Here is a 26,493-nt window from a genome sequence, read left to right on the forward strand (position 1 = left end):
GAATTCCTTTGGATTCCTTGGATTCCTTGCGGAAATGGGTGCCTGATGGTGAAGCTGAGGCTGACGTCCCGTCAAGAGCGCAATCCGGTCAGCCGCGTTCGCATAGCGGATGCGGCTCAGTGGAGGCAGAACTCGTTGCCCTCCGGGTCCGCCATCACCACCCACTCGCCCGACGGTTCCTTCACCTCGCGGACGACCGTCGCCCCGAGCCCGGTCAGCCGCGCGACCTCCGCGTCCCGCTTCCCGTCCTCGGCATGCAGGTCGATGTGCAGCCGGTTCTTCACGGTCTTCGGCTCCGGTACGCGCTGGAACAGCAGCCGCCGCCCGAGCCCGACTCCGGTCTCCTCCTGATACGGGTCCTGCGGGTGCCGTACGCCGGTCGCGTCCCGCCAGGCGTGCCGGCCGTGCGACTCGACGACCAGCTCGGAAGGTGCGGCGCCGGCGCTCAGCAGGCGCTCGATCAGCGGGCTGTGGTCCTCGACCAGGTAGTTGAGGGCGGCGCCCCAGAAATCGGCCTGGGCGTGCGGGTCGACGCTGTCGACGACGAGCTTCCAGTGCATGGGTTCGGTCATGGTGACCATTTATAGGCGGAACCTGGGCGAGGCGGGGCCCATTGGGCGCGATGGGGGCGGGCCTCAAAGATTGCGCAGTTCCCCGCGCCCCTGGGTGGTTCAGCCCTACGGCGTTTGAGGAGCGAGGGTTCGTCTGCGGGTCCGGTGGGGGGCGGGCCTCAAAGATTGCGCAGTTCCCCGCGCCCCTGGGCCATTCAGCCTCTCCGGCGTTTGAGGAGCGGGGGTTCGGGGGCGGAGCCCCTGAGACAGGTACGGGACGGGTAGGGGCGGCGGGGGCGAGAAAACCCCCGCGGACACTCCTCGGACACCCCTCGGACACCCCCTCTCGAATTCGCCATACTGTTCGCATGACCGCAGACGCCCCTGCCTCCGTCCAGCGCACCCGCGTCGTCATCGTGGGCGCCGGCCCCGCCGGACTCACGCTCGCCAACATCCTGCGGGCAGCCTCCGTGGACTGCGTGGTGCTGGAGAACGAGAGCAGGCGGTTCATCGAACAGCGCCCGCGCGCGGGTTTCCTGGAGGAGTGGGCGGTCCGCGCGCTGGACGGGCGGGGCCTCGCGGACCGGCTGCTGCAGAACACGGTCGTGCACACCGAGTGCGAGTTCCGCTTCGCGGGGGAGAGGCACCGGTTCCCGTACACGGGTGTGTCGGGGCAGCGGCACTACGTCTATCCGCAGCCGCTCCTGGTGACGGACCTGGTGCGGGAGTACGCGGACGTCCGCGGCGGCGACATCCGCTTCGGCGTGCGTGACGTGGAGCCGGCCGGCACGGACACCGACCACCCGTCGGTGGCGTACACCGATCCGGAGACGGGTGAACGCGTGCGGTTCGACTGCGACTTCGTCGCGGGGTGCGACGGCGCACGCGGTGTGACCCGCGACCTCATGCCCGCGGAGCACGTCACGGTCGCCCGGCACGATCTCGGCGTCGGCTGGCTGGCCCTCCTCGCCGAGGCGCCCCCGTCCTCCGACTGCGTGGTCTTCGGGATCCATCCGCGCGGGTTCGCCGGTCACATGGCCCGCAGTCCGCAGGTCACCCGCTACTACCTGGAGTGCCCGCCGGGCGACGACCCGGACAACTGGTCGCACGACCGCGTCTGGTCCGAGCTGCACGAACGGCTCGCGGCGGACGGGGCCCGGCCGCTCATCGAGGGCGAGCTGATCGAGAAGCGGGTCCTGGCCATGCACAACTACGTGGTGGAGCCGATGGCGTACGGGCGGCTGTATCTGGTGGGGGACTCGGCCCATCTGCTCGCACCGATCGGCGCGAAGGGCATGAACCTCGCGATCCACGACTCCCTGCTGCTCGGCGACGCGCTGGTCGCCCACTACGGCAAGGGGGACGACAGCGGGCTGCGCGGCTACTCGCAGAGGTGTCTGCGGCGGGTGTGGCAGTACCAGGAGTTCTCGCAGTGGCTGTCCGAGGTGTACCACGGTGTCTCGTCCGGCGATCCGTTCCGTGCGGGGGTCGCGCGGGCGCGCATGCGGCGGACCCTCGGTTCGCCCGCCGCCGCGGCCGGATTCGCCGAACTGTTCCTCGGCAAGGACACCGACTACTGAGGGCGGCTCGCCCGCTCCCGCTCGGCCGCCGTGGTGGCATCGGCCGCCGACGGCTCCGCGGCCACCGAGGCCTCGGCTGTCGCCTCGGCCGACGCCTCCGCGGTCGCGGACGCCGCGGCGATCGCCGCGTTCCGCAGGGCCGTCCGCGACCGGCGGGCCGTGCGCAGCGCGTCCCAGGTCAGCAGCGACAGCGCGGCCCACACCAGCGCGAACCCGGCCCACCGCTCGGGCGGCATCTCCTCGTGGAAGTACAGGACGCCGAGCAGGAACTGCAGCACGGGCGCCAGATACTGCAGCAGCCCCAGCGTGGACAGCGGCACCCGGATCGCCGCCGCGCCGAAGCACACGAGCGGCAGGGCGGTGACGACACCGGTCGCGGCCAGCAGTACGGCGTGCCCGGCGCCCTCGTTGCCGAAGGTCGCGTCGCCCTGGGCGGACAGCCACACCAGATAGCCGAGCGCGGGCAGGAACTGGACGGCGGTCTCGGCGGCCAGCGACTCCAGGCCGCCGAGGTTGAGCTTCTTCTTCACCAGGCCGTAGGTGGCGAAGGAGAAGGCGAGGCAGAGGGAGATCCACGGCGGCTGGCCGTAGCCGACGGTCAGGACGAGCACCGCGGCGAAGCCGGTGCCGACCGCCGCCCACTGGGCGGGCCGCAGCCGTTCCTTCAGGAGCAGGACGCCGATCGCGATGGTGACCAGGGGATTGATGAAGTAGCCGAGGGACGCCTCCACCACATGGCCGCTGTTCACGGCCCAGATGTAGACGCCCCAGTTGACGGTGATCACGGCCGCCGCGACGGTGATCAGGCCCAGCTTGCGCGGCTGGCGCAGCAACGGGAGGGCCCAGGACCAGCGGCGCATCACCACGAGGGCGATCAGCACGAAACCGAGGGACCAGACCATGCGGTGGGCGAGGATCTCTCCGGCGCTCGCGGGTTCGAGGAACGGCCAGAAGAGGGGCACGAGTCCCCACATGCCGTACGCCGCGAAACCGTTCAGCAGACCGATCCGCTGTTCGCCCTTGGACTCCGGACCCGTGTCCGGACCTATGTGCTGCTCGCCCTCGGACTTCACCGGCACGGCCCTTCTATCGCTGTGGCTCCAAACTCAAAGAAGGTAGCGCCAAGCACCCCCGTACGTCATGCCCGTATCGCCATACGGTCATGACAGGCGGGGGTGCGTATCCCGTGCGGGTACGGGTGCGGGTCTCGGTTTGGGGCGGGGTGGGGCTCAGCCCTTGAGCGCCGCCGCGACCGACTCCGCGATCGGCGTGGTCGGGCGGCCGGTCAGCCGGGAGAGGTCGCCCGAGTCGACGATCAGCTCGCCCTTCTCGATGGACACGTCGACACCGGCCAGGATCTCGGCGAACGGCGCGGGCAGGCCGGCGCCGGTCAGGATGCCCTTGAACGTCTCGGCGGGGACGGCGTTGTACACGATCTCCTTGCCGGACGCCTGCGCCACCACGGCGGCGTACTCGGCGAAGCTGAAGGCGGTGTCGCCGCCCAGCTCGTACGTCTTGTTCTCGTGGCCCTCGCCGGTCAGTACGGCCACGGCGGCGGCCGCGTAGTCCGCGCGGGAGGCGGCGGAGATCCGGCCCTCGCCCGCGGCCTGGACGACGGCACCGTGTTCGAGTACGGGGGCCAGGTTCTCGGTGTAGTTCTCGTTGTACCAGCCGTTGCGCAGCAGGGCGTACGTCACGCCGGACTCCAGGACGGCCGCCTCGGTGCCCCGGTGGTCGTCGGCCAGCGCGGCGGTCAGGGAACCGGGGGCGCTGGTGTACGCGAAGAGCGCGACCCCGGCGGCCTTGGCGGCGTCGAGGACGACCTTGTGCTGGGCGACACGGCCCTTGTCGAATTCGTTGCCGGAGATCAGCAGCACCCGGTCGCCGGCGGAGAAGACGCTGTCGAACGTCTCGGGAGCGTTGTAGTCGGCGACCGCGATCCGCACACCGCGGGCGGCGAGGTCCGCCGCCTTCTCCTTGCTGCGGACGACGGCGACGACCTGGTCGGCCGGGACCTTCTCCAGCAGGCCCTCGATGACGTGCTTGCCGAGGTGTCCGGTGGCTCCGGTGACGACAATGCTCATGGTGGAAACAACTCCTTGTGGGGTGGGTACGTACTCACCATAGGAGCTGCACTAACTCTGGGAAAGTACCCACTTTGAAGTAAGGTACCTCCATGACGGTAAGTGCATCGGCAGTGAACGATCCGGCAGTGAACGACCCGGCAGTGACCAGCCGGACGGCGACCGGCCCGGCAGCGACCTCGATCGTGGACAAGTACTCCACCGGCGAGGGGATGTGCCCCTACCGCCTCGTCCTGGAGCACGTCACCAGCCGCTGGGGCGTCCTCGTCCTGATCGAGCTGCGGGAGCGCCCGTACCGCTTCAGCGAGCTGCGCCGGGCCATCGGCAGGGTCAGCGAGAAGATGCTCACGCAGACCCTGCAGACCCTGGAACGCGACGGCCTCGTGCACCGCGACGCCAAGCCGGTCATCCCCCCGCGCGTCGACTACTCCCTCACGGACCTGGGCAGAGAGGCCGCCGAACAGGTCCTGGCCCTGGCCCTGTGGACGGAGCAACGGATGGACGCGGTGGAAAAGGCCAGGCAGGCATACGACGAGGCCCGGTCCTAGGAACCGGGCCTCACGTGACCGGGCCGCACCCCGTCAGCTTCGGGGTCGTGCCCCGTCAGGGGCGCGGGGAACTGCGCGACCGGCCACGACGCACCCGCGGCCAACGAGCCAACCCCTCCGCGGAGCGGCAGGAAAGGCCCCTATCCGACAACCGTCCAGGCATCCCCACCCGTGAGCAGCGCGGACAGATCCCCCTTGCCGTTCTGCTCGATCGCGGAGTCGAGCTGCTCGGCCATCTGCGTGTCGTAGACCGCCCGGTCGACGGCCCGCAGCACCCCGATCGGCGTGTGATGCAGCGTGTCCGGATCGGCGAGCCGGGACAGCGCGAACGCCGTCGTCGGCGAGGCGGAGTGCGCGTCATGGACCAGGATCGCCGGCTCGTTCTCCGGTGTGACGGTGACGACCTTCAGATCACCGCTCACCGCGTCGCGCACGACCCCCTTGGAACCGAGGCCGTCCTCCAGCGGTGCGCCGAAGCGGATCGGCCGCCCGTGCTCCAGGCGGATCACCGCCTCCTCGGCCTGCTGGCGGTCCTTGAGGACCTCGAAGGCGCCGTCGTTGAAGATGTTGCAGTTCTGGTAGATCTCGACGAGGGCGGTGCCCGGGTGGGCGGCGGCCTGCCGCAGGACCTCGGTGAGGTGCTTGCGGTCGGAGTCCACGGTCCGCGCCACGAACGACGCCTCCGCGCCGATGGCGAGGGACACCGGGTTGAAGGGCGCGTCGAGCGAACCCATCGGCGTGGACTTGGTGATCTTCCCGACCTCGGAGGTCGGCGAGTACTGGCCCTTGGTGAGCCCGTAGATCCGGTTGTTGAAGAGCAGGATCTTCAGGTTCACGTTCCGCCGCAGCGCGTGGATCAGATGGTTGCCGCCGATGGACAGCGCGTCGCCGTCCCCGGTGACGACCCACACCGACAGGTCCTGGCGCGATGACGCGAGCCCGGTCGCGATGGCGGGCGCGCGGCCGTGGATGGAGTGCATCCCGTACGTGTTCATGTAGTACGGGAAGCGGGACGAGCATCCGATGCCCGAGACGAAGACGATGTTCTCCTTCGCCAGGCCGAGTTCGGGCATGAAGCCCTGTACGGCGGCGAGGATCGCGTAGTCACCGCAGCCGGGGCACCAGCGCACTTCCTGATCGGACTTGAAGTCCTTCATGGACTGCCTGGCCTCGGCTTTGGGCACCAGAGTGAGCGCCTCGATCGTGCCCGAGCCTTCCGTGGTCGTCTCAGCCATCGATGGCCTCCTTGAGAGCCGTGGCGAGCTGCTCAGCCTTGAACGGCATGCCGTTCACCTGGTTGTACGAGTGGGCGTCCACCAGGTACTTCGCCCGGACCAGCGTGGCCAGCTGGCCGAGGTTCATCTCGGGGATGACCACTTTGTCGTAACGCCCCAGCACCGCGGCGAGATTCCGCGGGAAGGGGTTGAGGTGGCGCAGATGGGCCTGCGCGATGTGCTCCCCGGCCGCCCGCAGCCGGCGTACCGCCGCAGTGATCGGTCCGTAGGTCGAACCCCAGCCCAGTACCAGCGTGTTCGCCGTCCCGGTGAGGTCGTCGACCTCCACATCCGGTACGTCGATGCCGTCGATCTTCGCCTGGCGTGTACGGACCATGAAGTCGTGGTTGGCCGGGTCGTAGCTGATGTTGCCCGTGCCGTCCTGCTTCTCGATGCCGCCGATGCGGTGCTCAAGACCCGGCGTGCCCGGGATCGCCCACGGCCGGGCCAGCGTCTTGGGGTCGCGCTTGTAGGGCCAGAAGACCTCGGTGCCGTCGTCCAGCGTGTGGTTGGGTCCCTGCGCGAACTGCACCCGCAGATCGGGCAGTTCGTCGGTCTCGGGGATCCGCCACGGCTCCGAGCCGTTGGCCAGGTAGCCGTCGGAGAGCAGCAGGACGGGCGTGCGGTACGCGAGCGCGATCCGGGCCGCCTCGACGGCCGCGTCGAAACAGTCGGCGGGCGTACGGGGCGCCACGATCGGCACCGGCGCCTCGCCGTTGCGCCCGTACATCGCCTGCAGCAGGTCGGCCTGCTCGGTCTTGGTCGGCAGCCCGGTCGAGGGCCCGCCGCGCTGGATGTCGATGACGAGCAGCGGCAGTTCGAGGGAGACGGCGAGCCCGATCGTCTCGCTCTTGAGCGCCACGCCGGGTCCGGAGGTCGTGGTCACCGCGAGCGACCCGCCGAAGGCCGCGCCCAGCGCCGCCCCGATCCCCGCGATCTCGTCCTCGGCCTGGAAGGTGCGTACACCGAAGTTCTTGTGCTTGCTCAGCTCGTGCAGGATGTCGGAGGCGGGGGTGATCGGGTACGAGCCCAGGTACAGCGGCAGGTCGGCCTGCCGGGAGGCGGCGATCAGCCCGTACGACAGCGCCAGGTTCCCGGAGATGTTCCGGTAGGTGCCCGTCGGGAAGGCCTGGGTGGCGGGGGCGATCTCGTACGAGACGGCGAAGTCCTCGGTCGTCTCGCCGAAGTTCCAGCCCGCCCGGAACGCGGCGATGTTGGCCGCCGCGATGTCTGGCTTCCTGGCGAACTTGGTCCGCAGGAATTTCTCGGTGCCCTCGGTCGGCCGGTGGTACATCCACGACAGCAGGCCCAGCGCGAACATGTTCTTGCTGCGCTCCGCCTCCTTGCGGGACAGGTCGAACGACTTCAGCGCCTCGACGGTCAGCGTGGTCAGCGGCACGGGGTGGACGGAGAACCCGTCCAGCGAACCGTCCTCCAGCGGGCTGGCCGCGTACCCGACCTTCGACATCGCCCGTTTGGTGAACTCGTCCGTGTTGACGATGATCTCCGCGCCGCGCGGAACGTCGGCGATGTTCGCCTTCAGCGCGGCCGGATTCATCGCCACCAGCACGTTGGGCGCGTCGCCAGGCGTGAGAATGTCGTGGTCGGCGAAATGCAGCTGAAAAGAAGAAACGCCCGGCAGTGTTCCTGCGGGCGCACGGATCTCGGCGGGGAAGTTCGGCAGTGTCGAAAGGTCGTTCCCGAACGATGCCGTCTCGGAGGTGAAGCGGTCTCCGGTGAGCTGCATACCGTCACCCGAGTCCCCCGCGAACCGGATGATCACCCGATCGAGCCGGCGTACGTCCTTCTCACCCGCCGGTTTGCGCTGTTCTCCTACGACGGCTCCGTCGGCCTGCTCAGCTGGACTGCTGACCTGACTGGTCACTGAAGTGAACCTCCTTCGAGGCGGCTGTCCGGGTGAGGCCCTCCCGCAGGCCTCCACCCCGGGCCCAACCCTACGTCGGCAAGGGGTGCCCGCCCCGGGAAGCTCTCATGACGGACGCCGTTTCGAGACTGTCGTACATCCTGTTTTGCCACGATTGCTCCGCCCCCCGGAGTTACCAGTGAAGACGCTCCGTACACATTCTCGGTTCTCACACTCGGACCACGCTGTACCGCCGGTGCCGGCCCCCGACACCGACCCCTGACACAGTGTCAGCTTCCCCGGGTATCAGACAGCTCAGAACTTCAGACAGCTCAGAACTTCAGCCGGCTCAGGACTTCAGATAGGTGAGGACCGCGAGGACGCGCCGGTGGTCCCCGTCGCTCTGGGACAGCCCCAGTTTCATGAAGATGTTGCTCACGTGCTTCTCGACCGCGCCGTCGCTGACCACGAGCTGCCGGGCGACCGCGGAGTTGGTCCGTCCTTCGGCCATCAGCCCCAGGACCTCCCTCTCACGCGGGGTGAGCCCCGCGAGGACGTCCTGCTTCCGGCTGCGCCCGAGCAGCTGCGCGACGACCTCGGGGTCGAGAGCGGTGCCGCCGCGGGCCACGCGGACCACCGCGTCCACGAACTCCCGTACTTCGGCTACCCGGTCCTTGAGGAGATAGCCGACGCCGGTGGTGGAACCGGCCAGCAGTTCGGTGGCGTACTGCTCCTCCACGTACTGCGACAGCACCAGGACGCCGAGCCCCGGGTGCTGCCTGCGCAACTGCACGGCCGCCTTCACACCCTCGTCCGTGTGGGTCGGCGGCATCCGGACGTCCGCGACGACGACGTCCGGCAGCGCGTCCTGCGCCGCGAACTCGGTGATCGTCTTGATCAGCGCGTCCCCGTCCCCGACGCCGGCGATCACCTCGTGCCCGCGGTCGGTCAGCAACCGGGTCAGGCCCTCCCGCAGCAGCACTGAATCCTCGGCGATGACCACGCGCACTCTGTCCTCCACGATTCCCGGCCCCCCAGCCCGTCCCGGACGGCGCACCGGGTCGATCCCCGCCCACGCCCGGCACATACGTCAGCCCCCAGCATCCCAGCATCGGGGCGTGTGCGCGGCACGTTTCCCTCCGCGCAGTTCCCCGCGCCCCTGAAAAGGGGCGCGGGGAACTGCGCAGTCTTTTCGCCTTTGGGGGGCGGGGGGCGAAGCCCCCGGTTTCGGGAAGGGGCGGGGCCGGGGAGAGAAGACCCCACCGGCCCCGGAGCGAGACCTCAGGCCGCCCGCCAGGGCAACTCCGCGGTCACCCGAGTAGGCCCGGCCGCAGGCGAATCGACCACGAGAATCCCGTCCACCGCGTCGAGCCGCCCCGCAAGCCCCGCAAGCCCGGACCCCGCCCCCGCATCGGCCCCACCGACCCCGTTGTCGACGACCTGAAGCATCAGCCGGTTCTCGATCCGCCAGACGTCGACCGTCGCCCGCGTGGCCCGCGAGTGCTTGCTGATGTTCTGCAGCAGCTCGGACACCGTGAAGTACGCGATCCCCTCGATGGCGGGCGCCGGCCGGGCCGGCAGATCGACCTCGACCTGCACGGGCACGGTGCACCGGGAGGCGACCGAGGACAGCGCGGCGTCGAGCCCGCGGTCGGTCAGCACGGCGGGATGGATCCCGCGGGCAAGATCCCGCAGCTCCTGAAGCGCCGTCTTCACCTCGCCGTGCGCCTCGCCGACCATCCGCGCCGCCGCCTCCGGATCCTCCGCCAGCTTCTCCTTCGCCAGCCCCAGATCCATCGCCAGCGCCACCAGCCGGGCCTGCGCCCCGTCATGCAGGTCGCGCTCGATGCGCCGCAGGTCGGCCGCCGCCGTGTCGACCACGACGCCCCGGTCCGACTCCAGTTCCACCACGCGGGTGGCCAGCTTCGAGGGGCCCAGCAGCCCGCCCACGAGGAGCCGGTCCACCAGGGTCAGCGACCGTATGATCCACGGCGTCGCGAGCGTGAGCAGCAGCCCGACCAGCGCGGTCACGGTGATCTCGAAGGGGTTGTCCAGGTAGATCCGGTGTCCCTCGTCCCCGTACAGCTGCAGTCCGTCCTGGCCGCCGGACATGGGGAAGACCCAGAACCACAGCGGGTACGTCAGCATCGTCCAGCCGGTCGTCCACAGGGTGATGGCGACGGAGAAGGCGAACACGGCCCACGGGAAGTGGATGACCGTGTAGACGAGGTGGCGCCAGGACGCGCCGCTCCGCAGCGTCGCCCCCATCCACCCCATGGGGCTGCGCTTGCGCATCCGCAGCGGTTCCGGCGCTGCGACGTCGACCCCCAGCAGGACGCGGGCGCGCGCCCGTTCCAGCGCGCCCAGTGCGCGGCAGCCGGCGAGGCCCGCGGCGAGCACCGGGACGCCGAGGAAGGTGATCAGCAGGCCCGCGCCGAGCGACATCATCGTCACGGCGAAGGTGAACATGAAGATGCTCAGCGGCAGACTCAGCATCACGTAGACGAACTCACGCAGGCTGCGGGCCTCGACCGGCGCCCGCAGCGCGGCGGGGAGCCGGTGCCACCGCTTCCCGGTGCCCTCCCCCCGGAATCCGGGGCCGTCGTCCCACCCGTATCCCTGTCCGTACTCCGTGGCCATGGCCGCCGTCCGTTCCTGTTCGTCAGCCGCTGCTGTTCGTCAGCCGCTTCGTCCGCTGGTGTACCTCCACTGTGCTGCGTGCGGCGCCCGCGGAACATGGAGCGCGTCGGCGTCTCGGCCGGGGGGTTTTCCCTACCCCGGCGCACGGGCCGTGCGGTGACCCGGGCACACGCACGTACACCTCTACGCGACCATGCACGCACGTACGTACGCCCCCGTACGCGCCCCGGTCGGGGCGCGTACGGGGGCGTACGAGGTGTACAGGGGCGTCGCCCCTCCTGAGGACTGCCTGGCCGGGGGAGACGCCCTGGCCAGGGCGTCACTCCGTCCGGTCGCGCCAGGGCAGCTCCGCCGTGATCGTCGTCGGCCCGCCATCCGGCGAGTCGATGACGAACAGCCCGTCCACCGCACCGAGCCGGTCCGCGAGCCCCGCCATCCCCGTACCGCCGTCGAGGGAGGCACCCCCGCGGCCGTCGTCCCAGACCTGTATGAGCAGCCGGTTCTCCGAACGCCACACGTCGACCGAGGCGGACCGCGCCCCGCTGTGCTTGCTGACGTTCTGCAGCAGCTCGGAGACGGTGAAGTACGCGATGCCCTCGATGGCCGCGGCCGGGCGGGCCGGCAGATCGGCCGTCACCTTCACCGGCACCGTGCAGCGGGCGCCGACCGAGGACAGCGCGGCGTCCAGTCCGCGGTCGGTGAGGACCGCCGGGTGGATACCGCGGGCCAGGTCCCGCAGTTCCTGCAACGCCAGCTTCACCTCGCCGTGCGCCTCGTCGACCATGGCCGCGACGGTCTCGTCCGCCTGTCCCTCCAGCAGCTTCTCCTTCGCCAGGCCGAGCCCCATCGCGAGGTTCACCAGCCGGGCCTGCGCCCCGTCGTGCAGGTCCCGCTCGATACGCCGCAGGTCGGCCGCGGCCGTGTCGACGACCACCCCGCGGTCCGACTCCAGTTCGGCGATCCGCTGTTCCAGCTCGTCGGAGGGCGACAGCAGGGCGCGCACCATGGCCCGGTCGGCGTTGGCGAGACCGCGCGCGAGGAACGGCAGCACCGGCCACAGCACGAAGAGCGACGTCAGCATGAGGGTGAAGGTGATGATGCTCCACGGCAGCCGCATCAGCTCGTAGAGCACCGTCCGCCAGCCGACCGGATCCTTCAGGGCCATCCACAGCCACCCGAAGAAACCGCCCCGCCCGCGGAACGGCAACGGGCTCGGCTCGTCCACCCGCACCCCGAGCAGACCCCTGGCCCGCATCCGCTCGAACTTCCCCAACTGGCGCGCGCCCAGCAGCCCGAACGCCAGCACCGGCAGCCCGATCACGGTCACCGTCAGCCCCGCTCCCAGGAACAGCACGGTGACGACATAGGTGAAGCCGACGAGGGACGACGGCAGGTTGGCCAGGAGATGCGCGATCTCCTTCCAGGTGTGCCGGTCGTAGGCGAAGCGCGGGGGTGGCGGCCTGTCGGTGCCGATGCCCAGGGTGTCGACGGCCGGAATGCGTTCGGTCATAGGCGCCACCTTGCCGAACCGCGGCCCGCGGCGCCATGAGGTGGGCCGCCTCCGTCTCCGGGGGAAAACCCCACCATCGGCGGCTCCGGCCCTCCTCGACCGCCGTCCGGGAACCCAACTGCACCATGCCTAACCGTGACGGGCTGCTTACGGTCTCTTTAGCAGGCCCTAGACTCCGGTGCGTACAGATCGTCGAACGCGGCGCACCGCACGGCGCGCACGCAGGCGCACGCCTGGCACTGCGGACTCGTACGGGCCCGTCGTACGTGGTCGTACGGGCTCCTGCTGCACGTGGTCGTACGGGCTCGTACGGGCTAGCTGCACGGCATCACACCAGGTCACACGAGGTCATCCAGGCCAGGGAGCGAGGGGCGGACGTGCCGGAACCGACCATGGTCGCGGCGACCGGAACCACGGGAACCGGAGCCGGTACCGCGGCCACCGGAACCTCCCTCGCGGCGGACTACTTCCAGTCCTACTCGGTCGTCGGACTGCTCGCCGTGGTCGGCGTGCTGTTCGTCGCCGTCGCCTTCGGAGCGGGCCGCCTGCTGCGCCCCGTCGTCCCGACCCCCGAGAAGCTCATGACGTACGAGTGCGGGGTCGACCCCGTCGGCGAGGGCTGGGCCCACACCCAGGTCCGCTACTACGTCTACGCGTTCCTGTACGTGATCTTCGCCGTCGACTCGATCTTCCTCTTCCCCTGGGCGACGGTGTTCGCCGCGCCCGGCTACGGCGCGGCGACGCTCGTGGAGATGTTCCTCTTCCTCGGCTTCCTGGCCGTCGGTCTGCTGTACGCATACAAGAAGGGCGTCCTCACATGGACGTGACCCCCACGGCCGCCTCGACCCCGTCGACGTCCTCGGCCGCCCCGGCGACTCCGGTCCCGCCGGCTCCCGAGCCGGTGCTGCTGCCGGAGCCGAAGCGGCTGGGCGCGCTCGCCCGGCTGGCCCCCGAGCCGATGAAGGTGGTCCTGAACTGGGGCCGCCGCTACTCGCTCTGGGTCTTCAACTTCGGACTCGCCTGCTGCGCGATCGAGTTCATCGCCGCGTCGATGGCCCGCCACGACTTCATCCGCCTCGGCGTCATCCCGTTCGCCCCCGGCCCGCGCCAGGCCGACCTGATGGTGGTCTCCGGCACGGTCACCGACAAGATGGCCCCGGCCGTGAAGCGCCTGTACGAGCAGATGCCCGAACCGAAGTACGTCATCTCCTTCGGCGCCTGCTCGAACTGCGGCGGCCCGTACTGGGACTCGTACTCCGTGACGAAGGGCGTCGACCAGATCATCCCGGTCGACGTGTACGTACCGGGCTGCCCGCCCCGCCCGGAGGCGCTCCTCCAGGGCATCCTCAAGCTCCAGGAGAAGATCGCCCGGGAGTCCCTGGGGGAGCGGTACGCGTCCTCGGGCGCCGGCCGCCCCTCCGTCGCCGCGCTGCAGAGCGGCCTCGTCCAGCCGCCGGCCGCGGCGCCCACCACGGCTGCGACCGCGGAGGACGCCCGATGACCGGGACCACCGGCTGGCTCCCCGCTTCCGTGGGGGAACTCTTCGGCCCCGACGCCACGGCCGAGGAGTCGTACGAGCTGCTGACGGTCGACGTGCCCCCGGCGTCCTGGCTCGCCTCCCTGCAGAGCGCGCGCGACACCCTGGGCTGCACCTACTTCGACTGGCTGAGCGCCGTCGACGAACCGGGCATGCCATCCGGCACACCCGACGCGGCAGCCGACGCGGCAGCCGGTGCGGAGTCCGGCGCCGCACCAGGTTCCGGACCCGGCGCCGCATCGGCCGGAGGCTTCCGCGTGTCGGCCCATCTCGTCGCGCTGGCCCCCGTACGCCGTCTCCTCGTCCGTACGACGGTCCCGCACTCCGCACCCGCCCTCCCCTCCGCCGTCGAGATCTACGCGGGCGCCGCCTGGCACGAACGCGAGACCCACGAGATGTTCGGGGTCACCTTCGAGGGCCACCCCGGGCTGGACCCGCTCCTGCTCCCCGAGGGCTTCGAGGGCCACCCCCTGCGCAAGGACTTCGTCCTGGCGGCCCGCGTGGCGAAGGCCTGGCCGGGCGCGAAGGAGCCGGGGGAGTCGGAGCACGGCGGCCCGAAACGCCGCCAGATGCTCCCGCCGGGAGTCCCCGACCCGAACGAGTGGGGCCCCCTCAAGGGCCAGCTCCCCCCGGCCCCCGCCCGCCCGACCCGAGGCGCGGGCCGCGCGGCGGGTGCGCGAGGAGCGGCGGGCGCGCCCGCCGGCGGCGAGCGCCCACCCCGGCGGACCCGCACGGCGGCCGGCGGCTCGGCGAGCCAGACGACGACACCACCACCGTCGCCGCCACCGGCCGCCACGGCTTCGGCCACACCTGCGCCCGCGTCCACGCCCGCGTCCACGCCTGCGCCCAAGGCGCCGGTCGAACCGACGACTCCGACCGAGCCGAAGGCGCCCGCCGATTCGAAGGCGCCCGTCGACCCCAATGCGCCCGCCGAGCCGAACGCGCCCGCCGAACCGAAGGCGCCCGCAGCGCCACGCGGTTCGGACGCCCCGTGGCACCAGGCCCGCCCGGCCTTCGACGAGCCCGCACCACCGCCGAAGCCACAGTCCGGCAAACCTTCGTCCGCCCCAGACGACCCTGACGCCCGTGACGTCCCTGACGACCCCGACCGCCCCGACGATCCCGAAAGCCCCACAGGAGGCGCGCAGTGAACGACGCGCTCGACGTCGCGCTGCGACTCCTCGTCGTCTTCGTCGTGTTCCTGACGTTCCCCCTGATCGTGGGTCAGGCCGAGCACAAGGTGATGGCCCACATGCAGGGCCGCCTCGGCCCCATGTACGCGGGCGGCTTCCACGGCTGGGCCCAACTCGTCGCGGACGGCGTGAAGTTCGCCCAGAAGGAAGACGTGGTCCCGGCCGACGCGGACCGCCGTGTCTTCCAGCTCGCCCCCGCCGTGGCCCTCCTCCCGTATCTCATGGTCCTCCTCGTCATCCCGATCGGCCCGGGCGAGGGCGCGGTCGGCGAGGTCGTCGACGCGGGCATCTTCTTCGTCCTCGCCGTGATGGGCGTCAGCGTCCTCGGCTCGCTCATGGCCGGCTGGGCCTCGGCCAACAAGTTCTCCCTCCTCGGCGGTCTGCGCACCGCCGCCCAGCTCCTCGCGTACGAACTCCCCATGCTGCTGACCGCCGCCTCGGTCGCCATGGCGGCCGGCACGGTCTCCCTCCCCGGCATCGTCGACGCCTTCGAGTGGTGGTGGCTGCCCTGGCAGATCGTCGGCGCGATCGTCTTCTTCGTGGCGGGCCTCGCCGAACTCCAGCGCCCGCCCTTCGACATGCCGGTCGCCGACTCGGAGATCATCTTCGGCGCCTACACCGAGTACACCGGCCTGCGCTTCGCCCTGTTCCTCCTCGCCGAGTACGCCGGAATCGTCGTCCTGTGCGGCCTGACCACCGTGCTCTTCCTGGGTGGCTGGCACGGCCCGTGGGGCGCCGACGGCCTCGGCTGGGTCTGGACCCTGCTGAAGGCGGCCGTCCTCGCCTTCGTCGTCATCTGGCTGCGCGTCACCTACCCCCGCCTGCGCGAGGACCAGCTCCAGAAACTCGCCTGGACCCTCCTCGTCCCCCTCTCCCTCGCCCAGATCGCCCTCACCGGCATCGTCAAGGTGGTGATCGCGTAACCATGTCCCCCTTTCCCGGCTCCGGCCTGGCCAAGGGCCTGGCCGTCACCCTGCGCACGATGACGAAGAAGACCGTCACCGCGCAGTACCCCGACGCCCAGCCCGAACTCCCGCCCCGCACCCGCGGCGTCATCGGGCTCTTCGAGGAGAACTGCACGGTCTGCATGCTGTGCGCCCGTGAGTGCCCGGACTGGTGCATCTACATCGACTCCCACAAGGAGACGGTCCCGGCCGCCGCCCCCGGTGGCCGCGAGCGCAGCCGCAACGTCCTCGACCGCTTCGCCATCGACTTCTCCCTCTGCATGTACTGCGGTATCTGCATCGAGGTCTGCCCGTTCGACGCCCTCTTCTGGTCCCCCGAGTTCGAGTACGCCGAGACCGACATCCACGAACTCACCCACGAACGCGACAAGCTCCGCGACTGGATGTGGACCGTCCCGGCCCCGCCGGCCCTCGACCCCGGCGCCGAGGAACCCAAGGAGATCGCCGCCGCCCGCAAGACCGCCGAGAAACTCGCCACGGCCCAGGCACAGCCGGAGCCCGGCGTCACCGGCCCCACCGATCCCACCGATCCGCCGCAGGGAGGCGCATCGTGAGTCCCGCCGCGGCCACCGTCTCGGCGGCGCAGGCCACGACCACCGCCGCCGAGACCCACGGCTTCCTCTCCCCGACGGGCGTCGAGATCGCCTTCCTCCTCGTCGGCCTGGTCACCTTCGGCGCCGCCGTCGTCACGGTCACCACGAAGCAACTGGTGCACGCCGCCCTGTGGCTGGTCGTCGCCCTCGGCGGCCTCGCCGTCGAATACCTCCTCCTCACGGCCGAGTTCATCGCCTGGGTGCAGGTCCTCATCTACGTCGGTTCCGTCGTCGTCCTCCTCCTCTTCGGCCTGATGCTCACCAGGGCCCCGATCGGCCGCTCCCCGGACGCCGACTCCGGCAACCGCTGGGTGGCCCTCGCCGTCGCGATCGCCGCGGCCGCCGCCCTCGTCTGGGTGGTCGTCGACGCCTTCCGGACGACCTGGATCGACCTGGACGGCGCCGCCGCCGGCTCCACCGCGGTCACCGGCGCGAGCCTCTTCCAGAGCTGGGTGCTCCCCTTCGAGGCCCTCTCGGTCCTGCTGCTCGCCGCGCTGGTCGGCGCGATCGTCCTCTCCCGCAAGACGAAGGCGAGGACGCAGGCGCAGGAGGCGGCCGGGGGAACGACCACCGCGAGCCCCCTGCGCCCTCCGAGCCCGGGGCCCGACGCCACCCGAAGCGCCGTCCGGGGCGCCGCCAGGAGCGATGCCCGGAGTGACAAGGAAGGCGCCCGCTGATGCATCTCGCCTACCCGGCCGTACTCTCCGCCCTCCTCTTCGCCACCGGCCTCTACGGAGTCCTCGCCCGCCGCAACGCGATCCTGGTCCTGATGTCCGTCGAGCTGATGCTCAACGCCGTCAACCTCAACCTCGTCGCCTTCGACGTCTGGCTCAGCAAGACAGCCCGGGACACCCTGCACTCCGGTCAGGCCCTGACCCTGTTCACGATCGCCATCGCCGCCGCCGAGATCGGTATCGGCCTCGCGATCGTCCTCGCCGTCCACCGCAACCGCGGCACCGCGGACATCGACAGGCTCCGCGACACCGCCGAACCCGGCAACGACGACCCCGACGACGACTCCGATGACGACTCCGACGGCTCCGGGTCCACCCGGAGCGAACCGGCCGAGAAGGCTGAGGCCACCGCGTGACCACGACCACCCTCGCCGTCCTCGTCCCCCTCCTCCCGTTCCTGGGCGCCGCGGCCGGCCTGCTCCTGGGCCGCACCGCCCCCGGCTTCGCACGCCCCCTCGCCGTCCTGCCCTCCGTCGCCGCCCTCGCCCTCGCCGCGGTCGTCGCCGTACGCCAGGGCGGCGGACAGGCCGTGGACGCGGCGACCGAGCTCACCCCGACCGGTTCGGTCCCCGTCGAACTCGCCCTGCACATCGACGGCTTCGCCGCCCTCGTCGCGATCCTCGTCGGCCTGGTAGCGACCTGCGTGCAGATCTACTCGACGGGCTACCTGCGCCACGATCCGCGCTACACCTCGTACGCCGCTCTCGTCTCCCTCTTCACCTCCGCCATGCTGCTCGTCGTCTACTCCGGCGACCTGATGGTGCTGCTGGTCGGCTGGGAGATCATGGGCATCTGCTCGTACTTCCTCGTCGGCCACTACTGGGAGACCCCGGAGGCCCGCGCCGCCTCCATCAAGGCCTTCCTCGTCACCAAGCTCGGCGATGTCCCCTTCCTGATCGGTCTGTTCGCGCTCGCCGCCGACACCGGTTCGTTCCGCATCACGAAGATCCTCGGCAACGTCGCGAGCGGCGGACTCGACCACCCGACCCTCATCGCCCTGCTGCTCCTCGCCGGAGTGGCGGGCAAGTCGGCGCAGTTCCCGCTCCACACCTGGCTCCCCGACGCGATGGCGGGCCCCACGCCCGTCTCCGCGCTGATCCACGCCGCGACGATGGTCGCCGCCGGTGTCTACTTCATCGCCCGGCTCCTCCCGGTCTTCACCGCCTCCGCGGCCGCGCTGGTCGTCCTCGCCGTGATGGCCGCCGTGACGATGGCCGGCTCGGCCCTCGCCGCGCTCGCCCAGGACGACATCAAGCGGGTCCTCGCGTACTCGACGATCGGCCAGCTCGGCTACATGACCGGCGCCCTCGCCGTCGGCGACCGCGGTGCCGCCGTCTTCCACCTCCTCGCCCACGGCGCCTTCAAGGCGCTGCTGTTCCTCGCGGCCGGCGTGATCATCCACGCCGCCGGCACCAACTCGCTGGCCGCCATGTCCCGGATGAAGGACCTGCGCGCCCGCGTCCCCGACGCCTACTGGACGATGACCGTGGCGCTCCTCGCGCTCGCCGCGATCCCGCCCTTCAGCGGCTTCTTCTCCAAGGAGTCCGTCCTCGGAGCCGCCGAGCACGCCGCCGTCGGCCACGCCGAGAGCGTCCCCGGAGCCGCGGGCTGGATCGTCCTCGTCTCCGGCCTGGTGACCGCCCTGCTCACCGCCGCCTACGCGATGCGCCTGTGGCTGCTCGCCTTCCACGGCCACGGCACCGAGGCTCCCGACCACGGCAGGCAGCCCGTCGCCATGAACTCCGTGCTGTGGCTGCTCGCCCTTCCGTCACTCGCTTTCGGACTCGCCACCGGCGTGCTCCCCGACTGGTTCGACGGCCGGGACCTCACCCCGACCCTCACGACCGCCGTCCTCGGTACGGGTGTCGCCCTGGTAGGCGGCATCGTCACGTACGGCGCCTGGCGGCACACCACCGCCATGGCCGGCCGCGTCCCGCTGGGCGCGGTCGCCGCCCACCCGGACGCCGACGGCGGCCTGGTCGAGGCCGAGGCCATCGCCAGCCACGAACCCGCGTACGGCAACGTGGCCTCCGCGCCCGACCCGGCGGACCCAGGCCGCCTGCTGCTCGGCCCGCTGCACCGCCACGCGGCCGTCGGCTTCCACCTCGACGCGGTGTACGCGGCGCTCTTCGTCCGCCCGGTCCAGGCCGCGGCCACCCTCGTCCGGTTCCTCGACCGCGAGGTCGTCGACACCTACGTGCGCGGCGCGGGCGCCCTGCCCCGCTGGCTCGGCGCCGCCGTGCGACGCGCCCAGACCGGCAATCTGCAGACCTATGTGAGCGCGCTGCTCGCCGGCACCGTCGTCCTGGTGGTCGCCGCCCTCCTCGTCGCCACCGCGGGAGCGTGAGCAGGCGTGATCGATATCAATGAGTCCGTGATGCAGTTTCTTCTGGCGTTCATCGTGGTCGCCCCGCTCATCGGGGCGGTCACGGCTCTCCTGCCGGCCCCGCCCGGGCTGAAGGGGAAGTCGCCCGAGCAGGCCGTGCTGCGGCACGGCACGACCGTCACGGGCGCCGTACTCATCGCCGCGATCGTCCTCGCGCTCGGCTTCGACCACGACACTCCGGTCAAGGCACAGCGGATGCAGGCCACGACGGACATCAGCTGGATCCCCGCACTCGACGTGCGGATCCACCTCGGCATCGACGGCATCTCCCTCCCCCTCCTTGTGCTGACCGCGCTGCTGACCTTCCTGTGCGCGCTGTACTCCTACTTCAAAATGCCGTCGGGTCCGTCCCCGAAGGCATTCGTGGCGCTCGTCCTCGTGCTGGAGTCCGGCACCCTCGCGACCTTCGCCGTCCTCGACCTGCTGCTGTTCTTCCTCGCGTTCGAGATGGTGCTCATCCCGATGTACTTCCTCATCGCCCGCTGGGGCGGTGAGCAACGAACCCAGGCGGCCTGGAAGTTCATCCTCTACACACTGCTCGGTTCCGTGGTCATGCTGCTGGGCCTGCTCCTGATCGGAATCAAGGCGGGCACTTTCGACATGGTGGCACTCGCCACTGACAATCACCCCGCGCTGACCACATCGGTGCAGGTCATCGCCGTTCTGGCGATCGGGATCGGGCTCGCGGTCAAGACGCCGATGTGGCCGTTCCACAGCTGGCTGCCGGACGCGCACACCGCCGCCCCGACCGTCGGCTCGGTCCTGCTGGCCGGAGTCCTGCTGAAGATGGGCACGTACGGGTTCGTCCGGATCCTGCTGCCGATCACGCCGGACGGCATGAGCACCTTCGCCCCGTATCTCGCGGCCTTCGCGGTCGTCGGGATCATCTACGGTTCGCTGGCCTGCCTGGCGCTCGCCAAGCAGGGCGCGAAGGGCGACCTCAAACGCCTCATCGCGTACTCCTCGGTCGGCCACATGGGCTTCGTACTCCTCGGCATCGCGTCGATGACCCCGACCGGCGTGAACGGCGCGCTGTTCGCGAACATTGCCCACGGCCTCATCACCGGGCTGCTCTTCTTCCTCGTCGGCGCGCTCAAGGACCGCACGGGCACGACCGACCTCGACACCCTGGCGCAGACGACCGGGGCCGCGCTCTACGGCCGTGCCCCGCGTCTCGGCGGCCTGCTCGCCTTCGCCGCCGTCGCCTCGCTCGGACTGCCGGGCCTCGCCGGGTTCTGGGGCGAGATGCTCGCGCTGTTCGGCGCGTTCGACCCGGCGGACGGTCTCAGCAGGCCCGCGTTCCTGACGTTCATGGCGATCGCCGCGTTCGGCACGCTGCTCACGGCCGCGTACATGCTCGTCGTGGTCCGCCGCGTCTGCATGGGCGACACCTCACAGCACGCACAGCACTCGGAGCAGGGGCGTCCGGAGCTCGCCGACGTCCGGACCTACGAGTTCGCCGCCTGGACCCCGCTCGTCGTCCTCACCGTCGTCGCCGGGCTCTGGCCCAAGACACTCCTCGGCCTGACCGACCCGGCCGTGCAGCAGCTCCTCTCAGGAGGCACCCGATGAGCCCCCAGGCCCAGGATCAGGCAGCGTCCCTGGTCCAGTCCGTCGACTGGCTCGCGATCGCCCCGCCCACCATCGCGGCGGTCGTCGCACTCGCGGTGCTCGTGGCCGACCTCTTCGTGGACGGCAGGAAGAAGGCCCTGCTCGGCTGGGTCTCCGTCGCGGGCCTCGCCCTCGCCGCGCTCGCCCTGCTGCCCCTCCTGGACGGCGACCGCTCCACGTTCTGCCTGACGGGCGACGCGGACGTGTGCAGCTATACGGCGGACCGGTTCACGCTGGTCATCCAGTTCCTCGTCCTCGGCGGCGCGCTCCTCGCGGCACTCCTGTCGATGACCGCCCTGAAGGATGCGGGCAAGGACGCCGGCGGAGACACCGACAAGGCACTTCCCGAAGGGGAGTTCTGGTTCCTGCTGCTCTCCTCGGCCGCCGGCGCCGCCCTGCTGCCCGCCTCGCGCGATCTCGCCACGCTGATCGTCGCCCTGGAGGTCGCCTCCCTGCCCGCCTTCGCTCTCGTCGGCATCAAGCTCGGCGACCGGAAGTCCTCCGAAGCGGCCCTGAAGTTCTTCCTGTCCTCGGTCACCGCGACCGCCGTGAGCCTGATGGGCGTCAGCTTCGTCTACGCGTCGACAGGCACCCTGCACCTCACGGAGATCGCCACCAGGATCGAGGACGTCGATCCCCAACTGCACACGCTCGCCCAGGCGGGCGTGGTCCTCACCCTCGTGGGCTTCGCCTTCAAGACGGCCGCCGTGCCCTTCCACTTCTGGGTACCCGACACCTACGTAGGAGCGCCTCTCCCGGTCGCCGCCTACCTGTCGGTCGTCGGCAAGGCCGTCGGCTTCTCCGGCCTGATCCTCGTCACCGTGATCGCCCTCCCGTCGTACGCGGACGTCTGGGGCCCGGCACTGGCCGTCCTGGCCGCCCTCACCATGACGATCGGCAACGTCGGCGCCCTGCGTCAGCGGGCCACGCGCGCGTACAGCGCGGTACGCCTCCTCGCCTGGTCCTCCGTGGGACAGGCCGGCTACCTCCTGGTGCCGATCGCCGCCGCCGCGTACTCCGAGGACGCCCAGAAGGCCGTCGGCTCCACCGTCGCGTACGCCCTCATGTACGCCGCCGTGAACCTCGGAGCTTTCGCGGTGGCCGCCCTGGTGGCCCGTACGAAGCCACTCAACAGGATCAGCGACTACCGCGGCCTGTACGCCTCCCGCCCCCTCGCCGCGCTCGTCCTCGGCTTCTTCCTGCTCTGCCTGGCAGGTCTGCCGCCGGGCATCATCGGCCTCTTCGCGAAGGTCACCGTCTTCTCGGCGGCCGTCGAGGCGGGACTCGGCTGGCTCGCCGTGGTCATGGCCGTCAACGTCGTGATCGCGCTCTTCTACTACCTCCAGTGGACGACCCTGCTGTTCCGCGCCCCCGAGGGCGAACCCGAGTCGCACCGCGTCCCGGCCCCCCTCACCGCGGCGATCGCCCTGACCGCCGTCCTCGGCGTCGCGCTCTCCGGGGCACCCCAGCTCATCCTGCGCTTCTCGGACACCGGCCTCTTCTGACGCCGCCACGGCAGGCATGCGCACGCGCGCGGGCAAGCGCCACCCTCCACGCGCGCGTGGACCATGTCGTCCCGTCGCCCGGACATCACCCGGACAGCCGACGCGCGAGCCCGTGCGCACAAGGGAACTAGTGCTCCCCGCCTGGCGTTGACCAGTGAGGGAGGGTCCACTGGACCGTGGAGTCACGGAACCAGTGACGTCAGAGATCGACAAGCAAGGGTTCCCCTGCCGCACGATTTGGAGGGCGTACCGTGCACCGCCGGCACAACGGGCTCAGGACCGCCGTACTCCTCGGGGGACTGTCCGCACTCATCATCGTCATCGGCAGCTTCTTCGGGCGTATGGGCCTCGTCGTCGCACTGGTCATCGCGATCGGCACGAACGCGTACGCGTACTGGAACAGCGACAAACTGGCTCTACGCGCGATGCGCGCGCGCCCGGTGAGCGAATTCGAGGCCCCGGCGCTCTACAAAATGGTCCGCGAGCTCTCCACACAGGCCCGCCAGCCCATGCCCCGCCTGTACATCTCCCCGACGGAAGCACCGAACGCGTTCGCGACGGGCCGTAACCCCCGCAACGCCGCCGTGTGCTGCACCGAGGGCATCCTGCGCATCCTGAACGAGCGGGAGCTGCGCGGCGTCATCGGCCACGAACTGAGCCACGTCTACAACCGCGACATCCTCATCTCGTCCGTCGCCGGCGCCCTGGCCTCCGTGATCATGTTCCTGGTCAACTTCGCCTGGCTGATCCCGATCGGCCGCTCCAATGACGACGACGGCCCCGGCCTCCTCGGCATGCTGATGATCATGATCCTCGGCCCGCTCGCCGCGTCCGTCATCCAGCTCGCCATCAGCCGCTCCCGAGAGTACGAGGCGGACGCGTCCGGCGCGCAGCTCACCGGCGACCCGCTGGCCCTCGCGAGCGCCCTGCGCAAACTGGAGGCGGGCACGAAGCAGCTGCCGCTGCCTCCGGAGCCGCGCATCGAGACGGCGAGCCACATGATGATCGCCAACCCCTTCCGCCCGGGCCAGGGACTGTCCAAAATGTTCTCGACGCACCCGCCCATGGCGGAGCGCATCGCCCGGCTCGAACAGATGGCAGGTCGCCACCAGTGAAGACAATCCTCAACATCATCTGGCTCGTCCTGAGCGGCTTCTGGCTATTCCTCGGCTACCTGCTCGCGGGCGTGCTGCTCTGCATCACGATCATCGGAATCCCGTTCGGCGTCGCCGCTTTCCGTATCGGTGCCTACGCGCTGTGGCCGTTCGGCCGGACGACGGTTGAGCGCCGCGACGCGGGAGCGCCGTCCTTCATCGTCAACGTCCTCTGGCTGATCCTCGCAGGCTGGTGGCTGGCCCTCGCCCACATCGTCACGGGCCTCATCCAGTGTGTGACGATCATCGGCATCCCCCTGGGCATCGCCAACTTCAAGCTGATCCCGGTCTCGCTGTTCCCTCTGGGACGCGAGATCGTGCGTACGGACCAGCCGTTCACGTCGTCGGTCCGGTAGGGCGTAGGGCGGCGAGGGGGCGGGGCGCCTACGCCTAATGCCGAGGGTTATCCACAGGCCGGCTCGAATGTCAGTGACGCGCTGCATCATGAATGCATGACCGAGACCGAGCAGTTGCTGGTACGTGTCCTCGCCGAGGCACGCAACTCCCGGCCGTGGGGCTGGCCTTCGCTCCCCGAGCCCGTGGACGCCGCCATGCTCGCCCGCGCCGAGTCCGCCCTCGGCTTCTCCGTCCCGCCGCTGCTCGCCGCGCTCTATCTGCGGATAGGGGACGGTGGGTTCGGCCCGGAGTACGGTCTGCTGCCCCTGCTCGACAGCCCGCCCTCGGGAGAGCCCGCGGTCGTCGCGCAGTACCTCGCCCATCGCGAGAGCGGCCGCAAGGACCCCGCCTGGCCCTGGCCGGAAGGCATCCTGCCGATATCCCACTGGGGCTGCGGAATGTACGCCTGCGTGGACTGCCGTACGCCGGACGCCACGGTGCTCCTGTTCGAGCCGAACGCCGACGACGCCGACCACGCCTGGTACGTGGACGCGCCCACCCTCACGGTCTGGCTCGACGCGTGGCTCCAGGGCACCGGCTGGTACGACGAACTGAACGACGACACGGACCTGCAGCCCTGGCCCGACTTCCGCACACGGACGACAACGACACGAGCGTCATAGCGGACGGCCCCCCCACCCCGCCCACTCCTGCAGGGGGCGCGGGGAACGGCGCGAGCAACCCACAACAACCCGCACGTTCGACACCGCCCCAACACCGTCCCCCCTAGGGGCCCGAGGAACGGCGCGAGCAACCCACAACAACCCGCACGTTCGGCACCACCCCAACCCCCTCCCTCCAAGGGGCGCGGGGAACGGCGCACCCAGCCCTCACCGACCCGCACGCCCTCACCGACCCCCGGCACCCACACACCCGAAGCCGGCCGCAGGCCCAAACGCAAGCGATCAACCCGCGCGAATCCACCGCCGCACCCCGTACACGCCCGCCCCCAGCCCCAGCACACCGACCCCCACGGCCACGGACACCCACGGCAAGGCGAAAGCCAGCGTCAGGCACCCCGCAAGCCCCACCGCAGGCAGAACCCGCGACACCGCCGCCGAAGCCAGCGTCCATGCCGAGGCATTGGTGATCGCGTAGTACACCAGCACCCCGAAGGAGGAGAAGCCGATCGCACCCCGCACATCCACCGTCGCGGCCAGCACCGCGACCACCGCCCCGACGCAGAGCTCCGCCCGATGGGGCACCCGGAAGCGCGGATGCACGGCGGCCAGCCCACCCGGCAGATGCCGGTCACGGGCCATGGCCAGCGTCGTCCGCGACACCCCCAGAATCAGCGCGAGAAGGGAGCCGAGCGCCGCCACCGCGGCACCCACCCGTACGACCGGGACGAGCCCCGGCACCCCGGCGGCGCGCACCGCGTCGGCGAGCGGCGCCGTCGCCTGCCTCAGCCGCGTCGGCCCCAGCACGGACACGACAGCCACCGCCACAGCCGCGTACACGACCAGTGCGACACCCAGAGCGAGCGGGATCGCGCGCGGAATGGTGCGCGCCGGATCCCGTACCTCCTCGCCGAGGGTCGCGATCCGCGCGTACCCGGCGAACGCGAAGAACAGCAGCCCCGCCGCCTGAAGCAGTCCTCCCGCGCCCCCGGAGGCACCCACGCCGAGCCGCCCGGCATCGGAGTCCCCCGAGGTCAGACAGACGACCACGACGGAAGCGAGGACCGCGAGGACCACCGCGACGATCACCCGCGTCAGCCACGCGGACTTCTGCACTCCGCCGTAGTTCACCGCGGTCAGTGCCACCACCGCCCCGACGGCCACCGCGTGCGCCTGCCCCGGCCACACGTACGTGCTCACGGTGAGCGCCATCGCCGCGCACGAGGAGGTCTTGCCCACGACGAACGACCAGCCCGCCAGATATCCCCAGAACTCGCCGAGCCGCTCGCGGCCGTACACGTACGTCCCGCCCGACGCGGGATACCGGGCGGCCAGGCGTGCCGAAGCAGTGGCGTTGCAGTAGGCGACGACGGCGGCGATGCCCAGTGCGAGGAGCAGCCCGGATCCCGCGGCCCGTGCCGCGGGCCCCAGCGCGGCGAAGATCCCCGCACCGATCATCGAGCCGAGGCCGATGACCACGGCGTCCCCGACACCGAGCGTCCGCCGCAGCTCCGCCGCGCCGCTCGCTGCTCCAGCACCGGCCCAGGCCCCGGACTCGACCCCGGACCCGGACGAACCCGGCCGGGCGGGATCGGACTGTGTCATGAACCGCACCCTACTGATCAGTGCAACCGGCAACCGTCGCGCCGGCGTCCTCCTCAGCAACAAGGAGCGAACACAAGAGCGAAACGCGGAGCGGCAAAAACAGCCCAGCGCGGTATGACCACAGGCTTGTGCGAGCAGGATCA

24 protein-coding genes are annotated in these 26,493 nt (G+C 70.7%); 15 read left to right on the top strand and 9 right to left on the bottom strand.

Annotated features, from left to right (window positions below; all coding sequences use genetic code 11):
• Positions 1-116: 116 nt before the first annotated feature.
• Positions 117-581, bottom strand: a complete 465-nt coding sequence (locus tag C6Y14_RS35300; RefSeq protein ID WP_404828870.1) for a VOC family protein — start codon at positions 579-581, stop codon at positions 117-119.
• A gap of 338 nt (positions 582-919) precedes the next feature.
• Here C6Y14_RS35300 and C6Y14_RS35305 point away from each other — a divergent pair, with 338 nt between their 5' ends.
• A complete protein-coding gene (locus C6Y14_RS35305; RefSeq protein ID WP_107020947.1) occupies positions 920-2,131 on the top strand; it encodes a 4-hydroxybenzoate 3-monooxygenase in 1,212 nt (403 codons plus the stop codon).
• On the opposite strand, the gene rarD is transcribed toward C6Y14_RS35305, so the two are convergent.
• Entirely contained in the window at positions 2,125-3,204 is a 1,080-nt protein-coding gene (rarD, locus tag C6Y14_RS35310) for an EamA family transporter RarD (protein WP_404828873.1), read from the bottom strand. The two genes, C6Y14_RS35305 and rarD, sit on opposite strands and share 7 nt — an antisense overlap.
• A gap of 156 nt (positions 3,205-3,360) precedes the next feature.
• On the bottom strand, positions 3,361-4,215 hold the full coding sequence (locus C6Y14_RS35315; protein WP_107020948.1) for an SDR family oxidoreductase: 855 nt from the start codon (positions 4,213-4,215) through the stop codon (positions 3,361-3,363).
• A gap of 212 nt (positions 4,216-4,427) precedes the next feature.
• Here C6Y14_RS35315 and C6Y14_RS35320 point away from each other — a divergent pair, with 212 nt between their 5' ends.
• Positions 4,428-4,763 (top strand): winged helix-turn-helix transcriptional regulator, encoded by a 336-nt coding sequence (locus C6Y14_RS35320; protein WP_225891446.1) that lies wholly within the window; start codon positions 4,428-4,430, stop codon positions 4,761-4,763.
• A 140-nt stretch (positions 4,764-4,903) separates the two neighbouring features.
• Here C6Y14_RS35320 and C6Y14_RS35325 read toward each other — a convergent pair whose 3' ends face one another.
• The 5 genes from C6Y14_RS35325 to C6Y14_RS35345 all read right to left on the bottom strand — a co-directional run bounded on the left by C6Y14_RS35325 (position 4,904) and on the right by C6Y14_RS35345 (position 12,051).
• Positions 4,904-5,998 (bottom strand): 2-oxoacid:ferredoxin oxidoreductase subunit beta, encoded by a 1,095-nt coding sequence (locus tag C6Y14_RS35325; RefSeq protein WP_107020950.1) that lies wholly within the window; start codon positions 5,996-5,998, stop codon positions 4,904-4,906.
• On the bottom strand, positions 5,991-7,922 hold the full coding sequence (locus C6Y14_RS35330) for a 2-oxoacid:acceptor oxidoreductase subunit alpha (RefSeq protein ID WP_107020951.1): 1,932 nt from the start codon (positions 7,920-7,922) through the stop codon (positions 5,991-5,993). The genes C6Y14_RS35325 and C6Y14_RS35330 overlap by 8 nt, the downstream gene beginning before the upstream one ends.
• 328 nt (positions 7,923-8,250) lie before the next feature.
• Positions 8,251-8,922: a response regulator transcription factor gene (locus C6Y14_RS35335; RefSeq protein WP_107020952.1), complete on the bottom strand. Its 672-nt coding sequence runs from the start codon at positions 8,920-8,922 to the stop codon at positions 8,251-8,253.
• Positions 8,923-9,182: 260 nt separating this feature from the next.
• Positions 9,183-10,541 (bottom strand): sensor histidine kinase, encoded by a 1,359-nt coding sequence (locus C6Y14_RS35340; RefSeq protein WP_107020953.1) that lies wholly within the window; start codon positions 10,539-10,541, stop codon positions 9,183-9,185.
• Positions 10,542-10,860: 319 nt separating this feature from the next.
• Complete coding sequence (locus C6Y14_RS35345) at positions 10,861-12,051, bottom strand: sensor histidine kinase (protein ID WP_107020954.1); 1,191 nt, start codon at positions 12,049-12,051, stop codon at positions 10,861-10,863.
• A gap of 377 nt (positions 12,052-12,428) precedes the next feature.
• Here C6Y14_RS35345 and C6Y14_RS35350 point away from each other — a divergent pair, with 377 nt between their 5' ends.
• From C6Y14_RS35350 to C6Y14_RS35410, 13 genes are all read left to right on the top strand, one after another.
• Complete coding sequence (locus C6Y14_RS35350) at positions 12,429-12,878, top strand: NADH-quinone oxidoreductase subunit A (protein ID WP_387328384.1); 450 nt, start codon at positions 12,429-12,431, stop codon at positions 12,876-12,878.
• Positions 12,869-13,552 (top strand): NADH-quinone oxidoreductase subunit B, encoded by a 684-nt coding sequence (locus tag C6Y14_RS35355; protein WP_107020955.1) that lies wholly within the window; start codon positions 12,869-12,871, stop codon positions 13,550-13,552. Before C6Y14_RS35350 ends, C6Y14_RS35355 begins: the two co-directional genes overlap by 10 nt.
• Positions 13,549-14,739, top strand: a complete 1,191-nt coding sequence (locus C6Y14_RS35360; protein ID WP_107020956.1) for an NADH-quinone oxidoreductase subunit C — start codon at positions 13,549-13,551, stop codon at positions 14,737-14,739. Before C6Y14_RS35355 ends, C6Y14_RS35360 begins: the two co-directional genes overlap by 4 nt.
• Positions 14,736-15,704, top strand: coding sequence for a complex I subunit 1/NuoH family protein (locus C6Y14_RS35365; RefSeq protein ID WP_107020957.1), 969 nt, complete (start codon positions 14,736-14,738; stop codon positions 15,702-15,704). The genes C6Y14_RS35360 and C6Y14_RS35365 overlap by 4 nt, the downstream gene beginning before the upstream one ends.
• 2 nt (positions 15,705-15,706) lie before the next feature.
• Positions 15,707-16,300 carry a NuoI/complex I 23 kDa subunit family protein gene (locus tag C6Y14_RS35370; RefSeq protein WP_107020958.1) on the top strand — a complete coding sequence of 198 codons (594 nt, stop codon included), beginning with the start codon at positions 15,707-15,709 and terminating at the stop codon, positions 16,298-16,300.
• Positions 16,297-17,016, top strand: a complete 720-nt coding sequence (locus tag C6Y14_RS35375) for an NADH-quinone oxidoreductase subunit J family protein (protein WP_107020959.1) — start codon at positions 16,297-16,299, stop codon at positions 17,014-17,016. The genes C6Y14_RS35370 and C6Y14_RS35375 overlap by 4 nt, the downstream gene beginning before the upstream one ends.
• Positions 17,016-17,429 (top strand): NADH-quinone oxidoreductase subunit NuoK, encoded by a 414-nt coding sequence (gene nuoK, locus C6Y14_RS35380; protein WP_107020960.1) that lies wholly within the window; start codon positions 17,016-17,018, stop codon positions 17,427-17,429. Before C6Y14_RS35375 ends, nuoK begins: the two co-directional genes overlap by 1 nt.
• Positions 17,426-19,420 (top strand): NADH-quinone oxidoreductase subunit 5 family protein, encoded by a 1,995-nt coding sequence (locus C6Y14_RS35385; RefSeq protein WP_107020961.1) that lies wholly within the window; start codon positions 17,426-17,428, stop codon positions 19,418-19,420. The genes nuoK and C6Y14_RS35385 overlap by 4 nt, the downstream gene beginning before the upstream one ends.
• A gap of 6 nt (positions 19,421-19,426) precedes the next feature.
• Positions 19,427-21,031 carry an NADH-quinone oxidoreductase subunit M gene (locus tag C6Y14_RS35390; RefSeq protein WP_107020962.1) on the top strand — a complete coding sequence of 535 codons (1,605 nt, stop codon included), beginning with the start codon at positions 19,427-19,429 and terminating at the stop codon, positions 21,029-21,031.
• Positions 21,028-22,575, top strand: coding sequence for an NADH-quinone oxidoreductase subunit N (locus C6Y14_RS35395; protein ID WP_107020963.1), 1,548 nt, complete (start codon positions 21,028-21,030; stop codon positions 22,573-22,575). Before C6Y14_RS35390 ends, C6Y14_RS35395 begins: the two co-directional genes overlap by 4 nt.
• Positions 22,576-22,826: 251 nt before the next feature.
• Positions 22,827-23,690 (top strand): zinc metalloprotease HtpX, encoded by an 864-nt coding sequence (gene htpX, locus C6Y14_RS35400; protein WP_107020964.1) that lies wholly within the window; start codon positions 22,827-22,829, stop codon positions 23,688-23,690.
• Entirely contained in the window at positions 23,687-24,085 is a 399-nt protein-coding gene (locus C6Y14_RS35405) for a YccF domain-containing protein (protein ID WP_107020965.1), read from the top strand. Before htpX ends, C6Y14_RS35405 begins: the two co-directional genes overlap by 4 nt.
• Before the next feature lie 96 nt (positions 24,086-24,181).
• On the top strand, positions 24,182-24,748 hold the full coding sequence (locus tag C6Y14_RS35410) for an SMI1/KNR4 family protein (protein WP_107020966.1): 567 nt from the start codon (positions 24,182-24,184) through the stop codon (positions 24,746-24,748).
• 282 nt (positions 24,749-25,030) lie between these two features.
• Here the strand turns inward: C6Y14_RS35410 and C6Y14_RS35415 are convergent, their stop codons facing one another.
• Positions 25,031-26,350: an APC family permease gene (locus C6Y14_RS35415; protein WP_107021027.1), complete on the bottom strand. Its 1,320-nt coding sequence runs from the start codon at positions 26,348-26,350 to the stop codon at positions 25,031-25,033.
• Positions 26,351-26,493 lie beyond the last annotated feature (143 nt).

Origin of the sequence: Streptomyces dioscori (assembly GCF_003024195.1) — a bacterium.
GTDB lineage: Bacteria > Actinomycetota > Actinomycetes > Streptomycetales > Streptomycetaceae > Streptomyces > Streptomyces dioscori.

What these genes read in the sequence shown, in the direction of transcription:
- C6Y14_RS35300 (WP_404828870.1), bottom strand. Translation starts at nt 581, where the DNA reads ATGGTCACCATGACCGAACCCATGCACTGGAAGCTCGTCGTCGACAGC.
- C6Y14_RS35305 (WP_107020947.1), top strand. Translation starts at nt 920, where the DNA reads ATGACCGCAGACGCCCCTGCCTCCGTCCAGCGCACCCGCGTCGTCATC.
- C6Y14_RS35315 (WP_107020948.1), bottom strand. Translation starts at nt 4,215, where the DNA reads ATGAGCATTGTCGTCACCGGAGCCACCGGACACCTCGGCAAGCACGTC.
- C6Y14_RS35320 (WP_225891446.1), top strand. Translation starts at nt 4,428, where the DNA reads ATGTGCCCCTACCGCCTCGTCCTGGAGCACGTCACCAGCCGCTGGGGC.
- C6Y14_RS35325 (WP_107020950.1), bottom strand. Translation starts at nt 5,998, where the DNA reads ATGGCTGAGACGACCACGGAAGGCTCGGGCACGATCGAGGCGCTCACT.
- C6Y14_RS35340 (WP_107020953.1), bottom strand. Translation starts at nt 10,541, where the DNA reads ATGGCCACGGAGTACGGACAGGGATACGGGTGGGACGACGGCCCCGGA.
- C6Y14_RS35345 (WP_107020954.1), bottom strand. Translation starts at nt 12,051, where the DNA reads ATGACCGAACGCATTCCGGCCGTCGACACCCTGGGCATCGGCACCGAC.
- C6Y14_RS35355 (WP_107020955.1), top strand. Translation starts at nt 12,869, where the DNA reads ATGGACGTGACCCCCACGGCCGCCTCGACCCCGTCGACGTCCTCGGCC.
- C6Y14_RS35360 (WP_107020956.1), top strand. Translation starts at nt 13,549, where the DNA reads ATGACCGGGACCACCGGCTGGCTCCCCGCTTCCGTGGGGGAACTCTTC.
- C6Y14_RS35370 (WP_107020958.1), top strand. Translation starts at nt 15,707, where the DNA reads ATGTCCCCCTTTCCCGGCTCCGGCCTGGCCAAGGGCCTGGCCGTCACC.
- nuoK (WP_107020960.1), top strand. Translation starts at nt 17,016, where the DNA reads ATGCATCTCGCCTACCCGGCCGTACTCTCCGCCCTCCTCTTCGCCACC.
- C6Y14_RS35395 (WP_107020963.1), top strand. Translation starts at nt 21,028, where the DNA reads ATGAGCCCCCAGGCCCAGGATCAGGCAGCGTCCCTGGTCCAGTCCGTC.
- C6Y14_RS35410 (WP_107020966.1), top strand. Translation starts at nt 24,182, where the DNA reads ATGACCGAGACCGAGCAGTTGCTGGTACGTGTCCTCGCCGAGGCACGC.
- C6Y14_RS35415 (WP_107021027.1), bottom strand. Translation starts at nt 26,350, where the DNA reads ATGACACAGTCCGATCCCGCCCGGCCGGGTTCGTCCGGGTCCGGGGTC.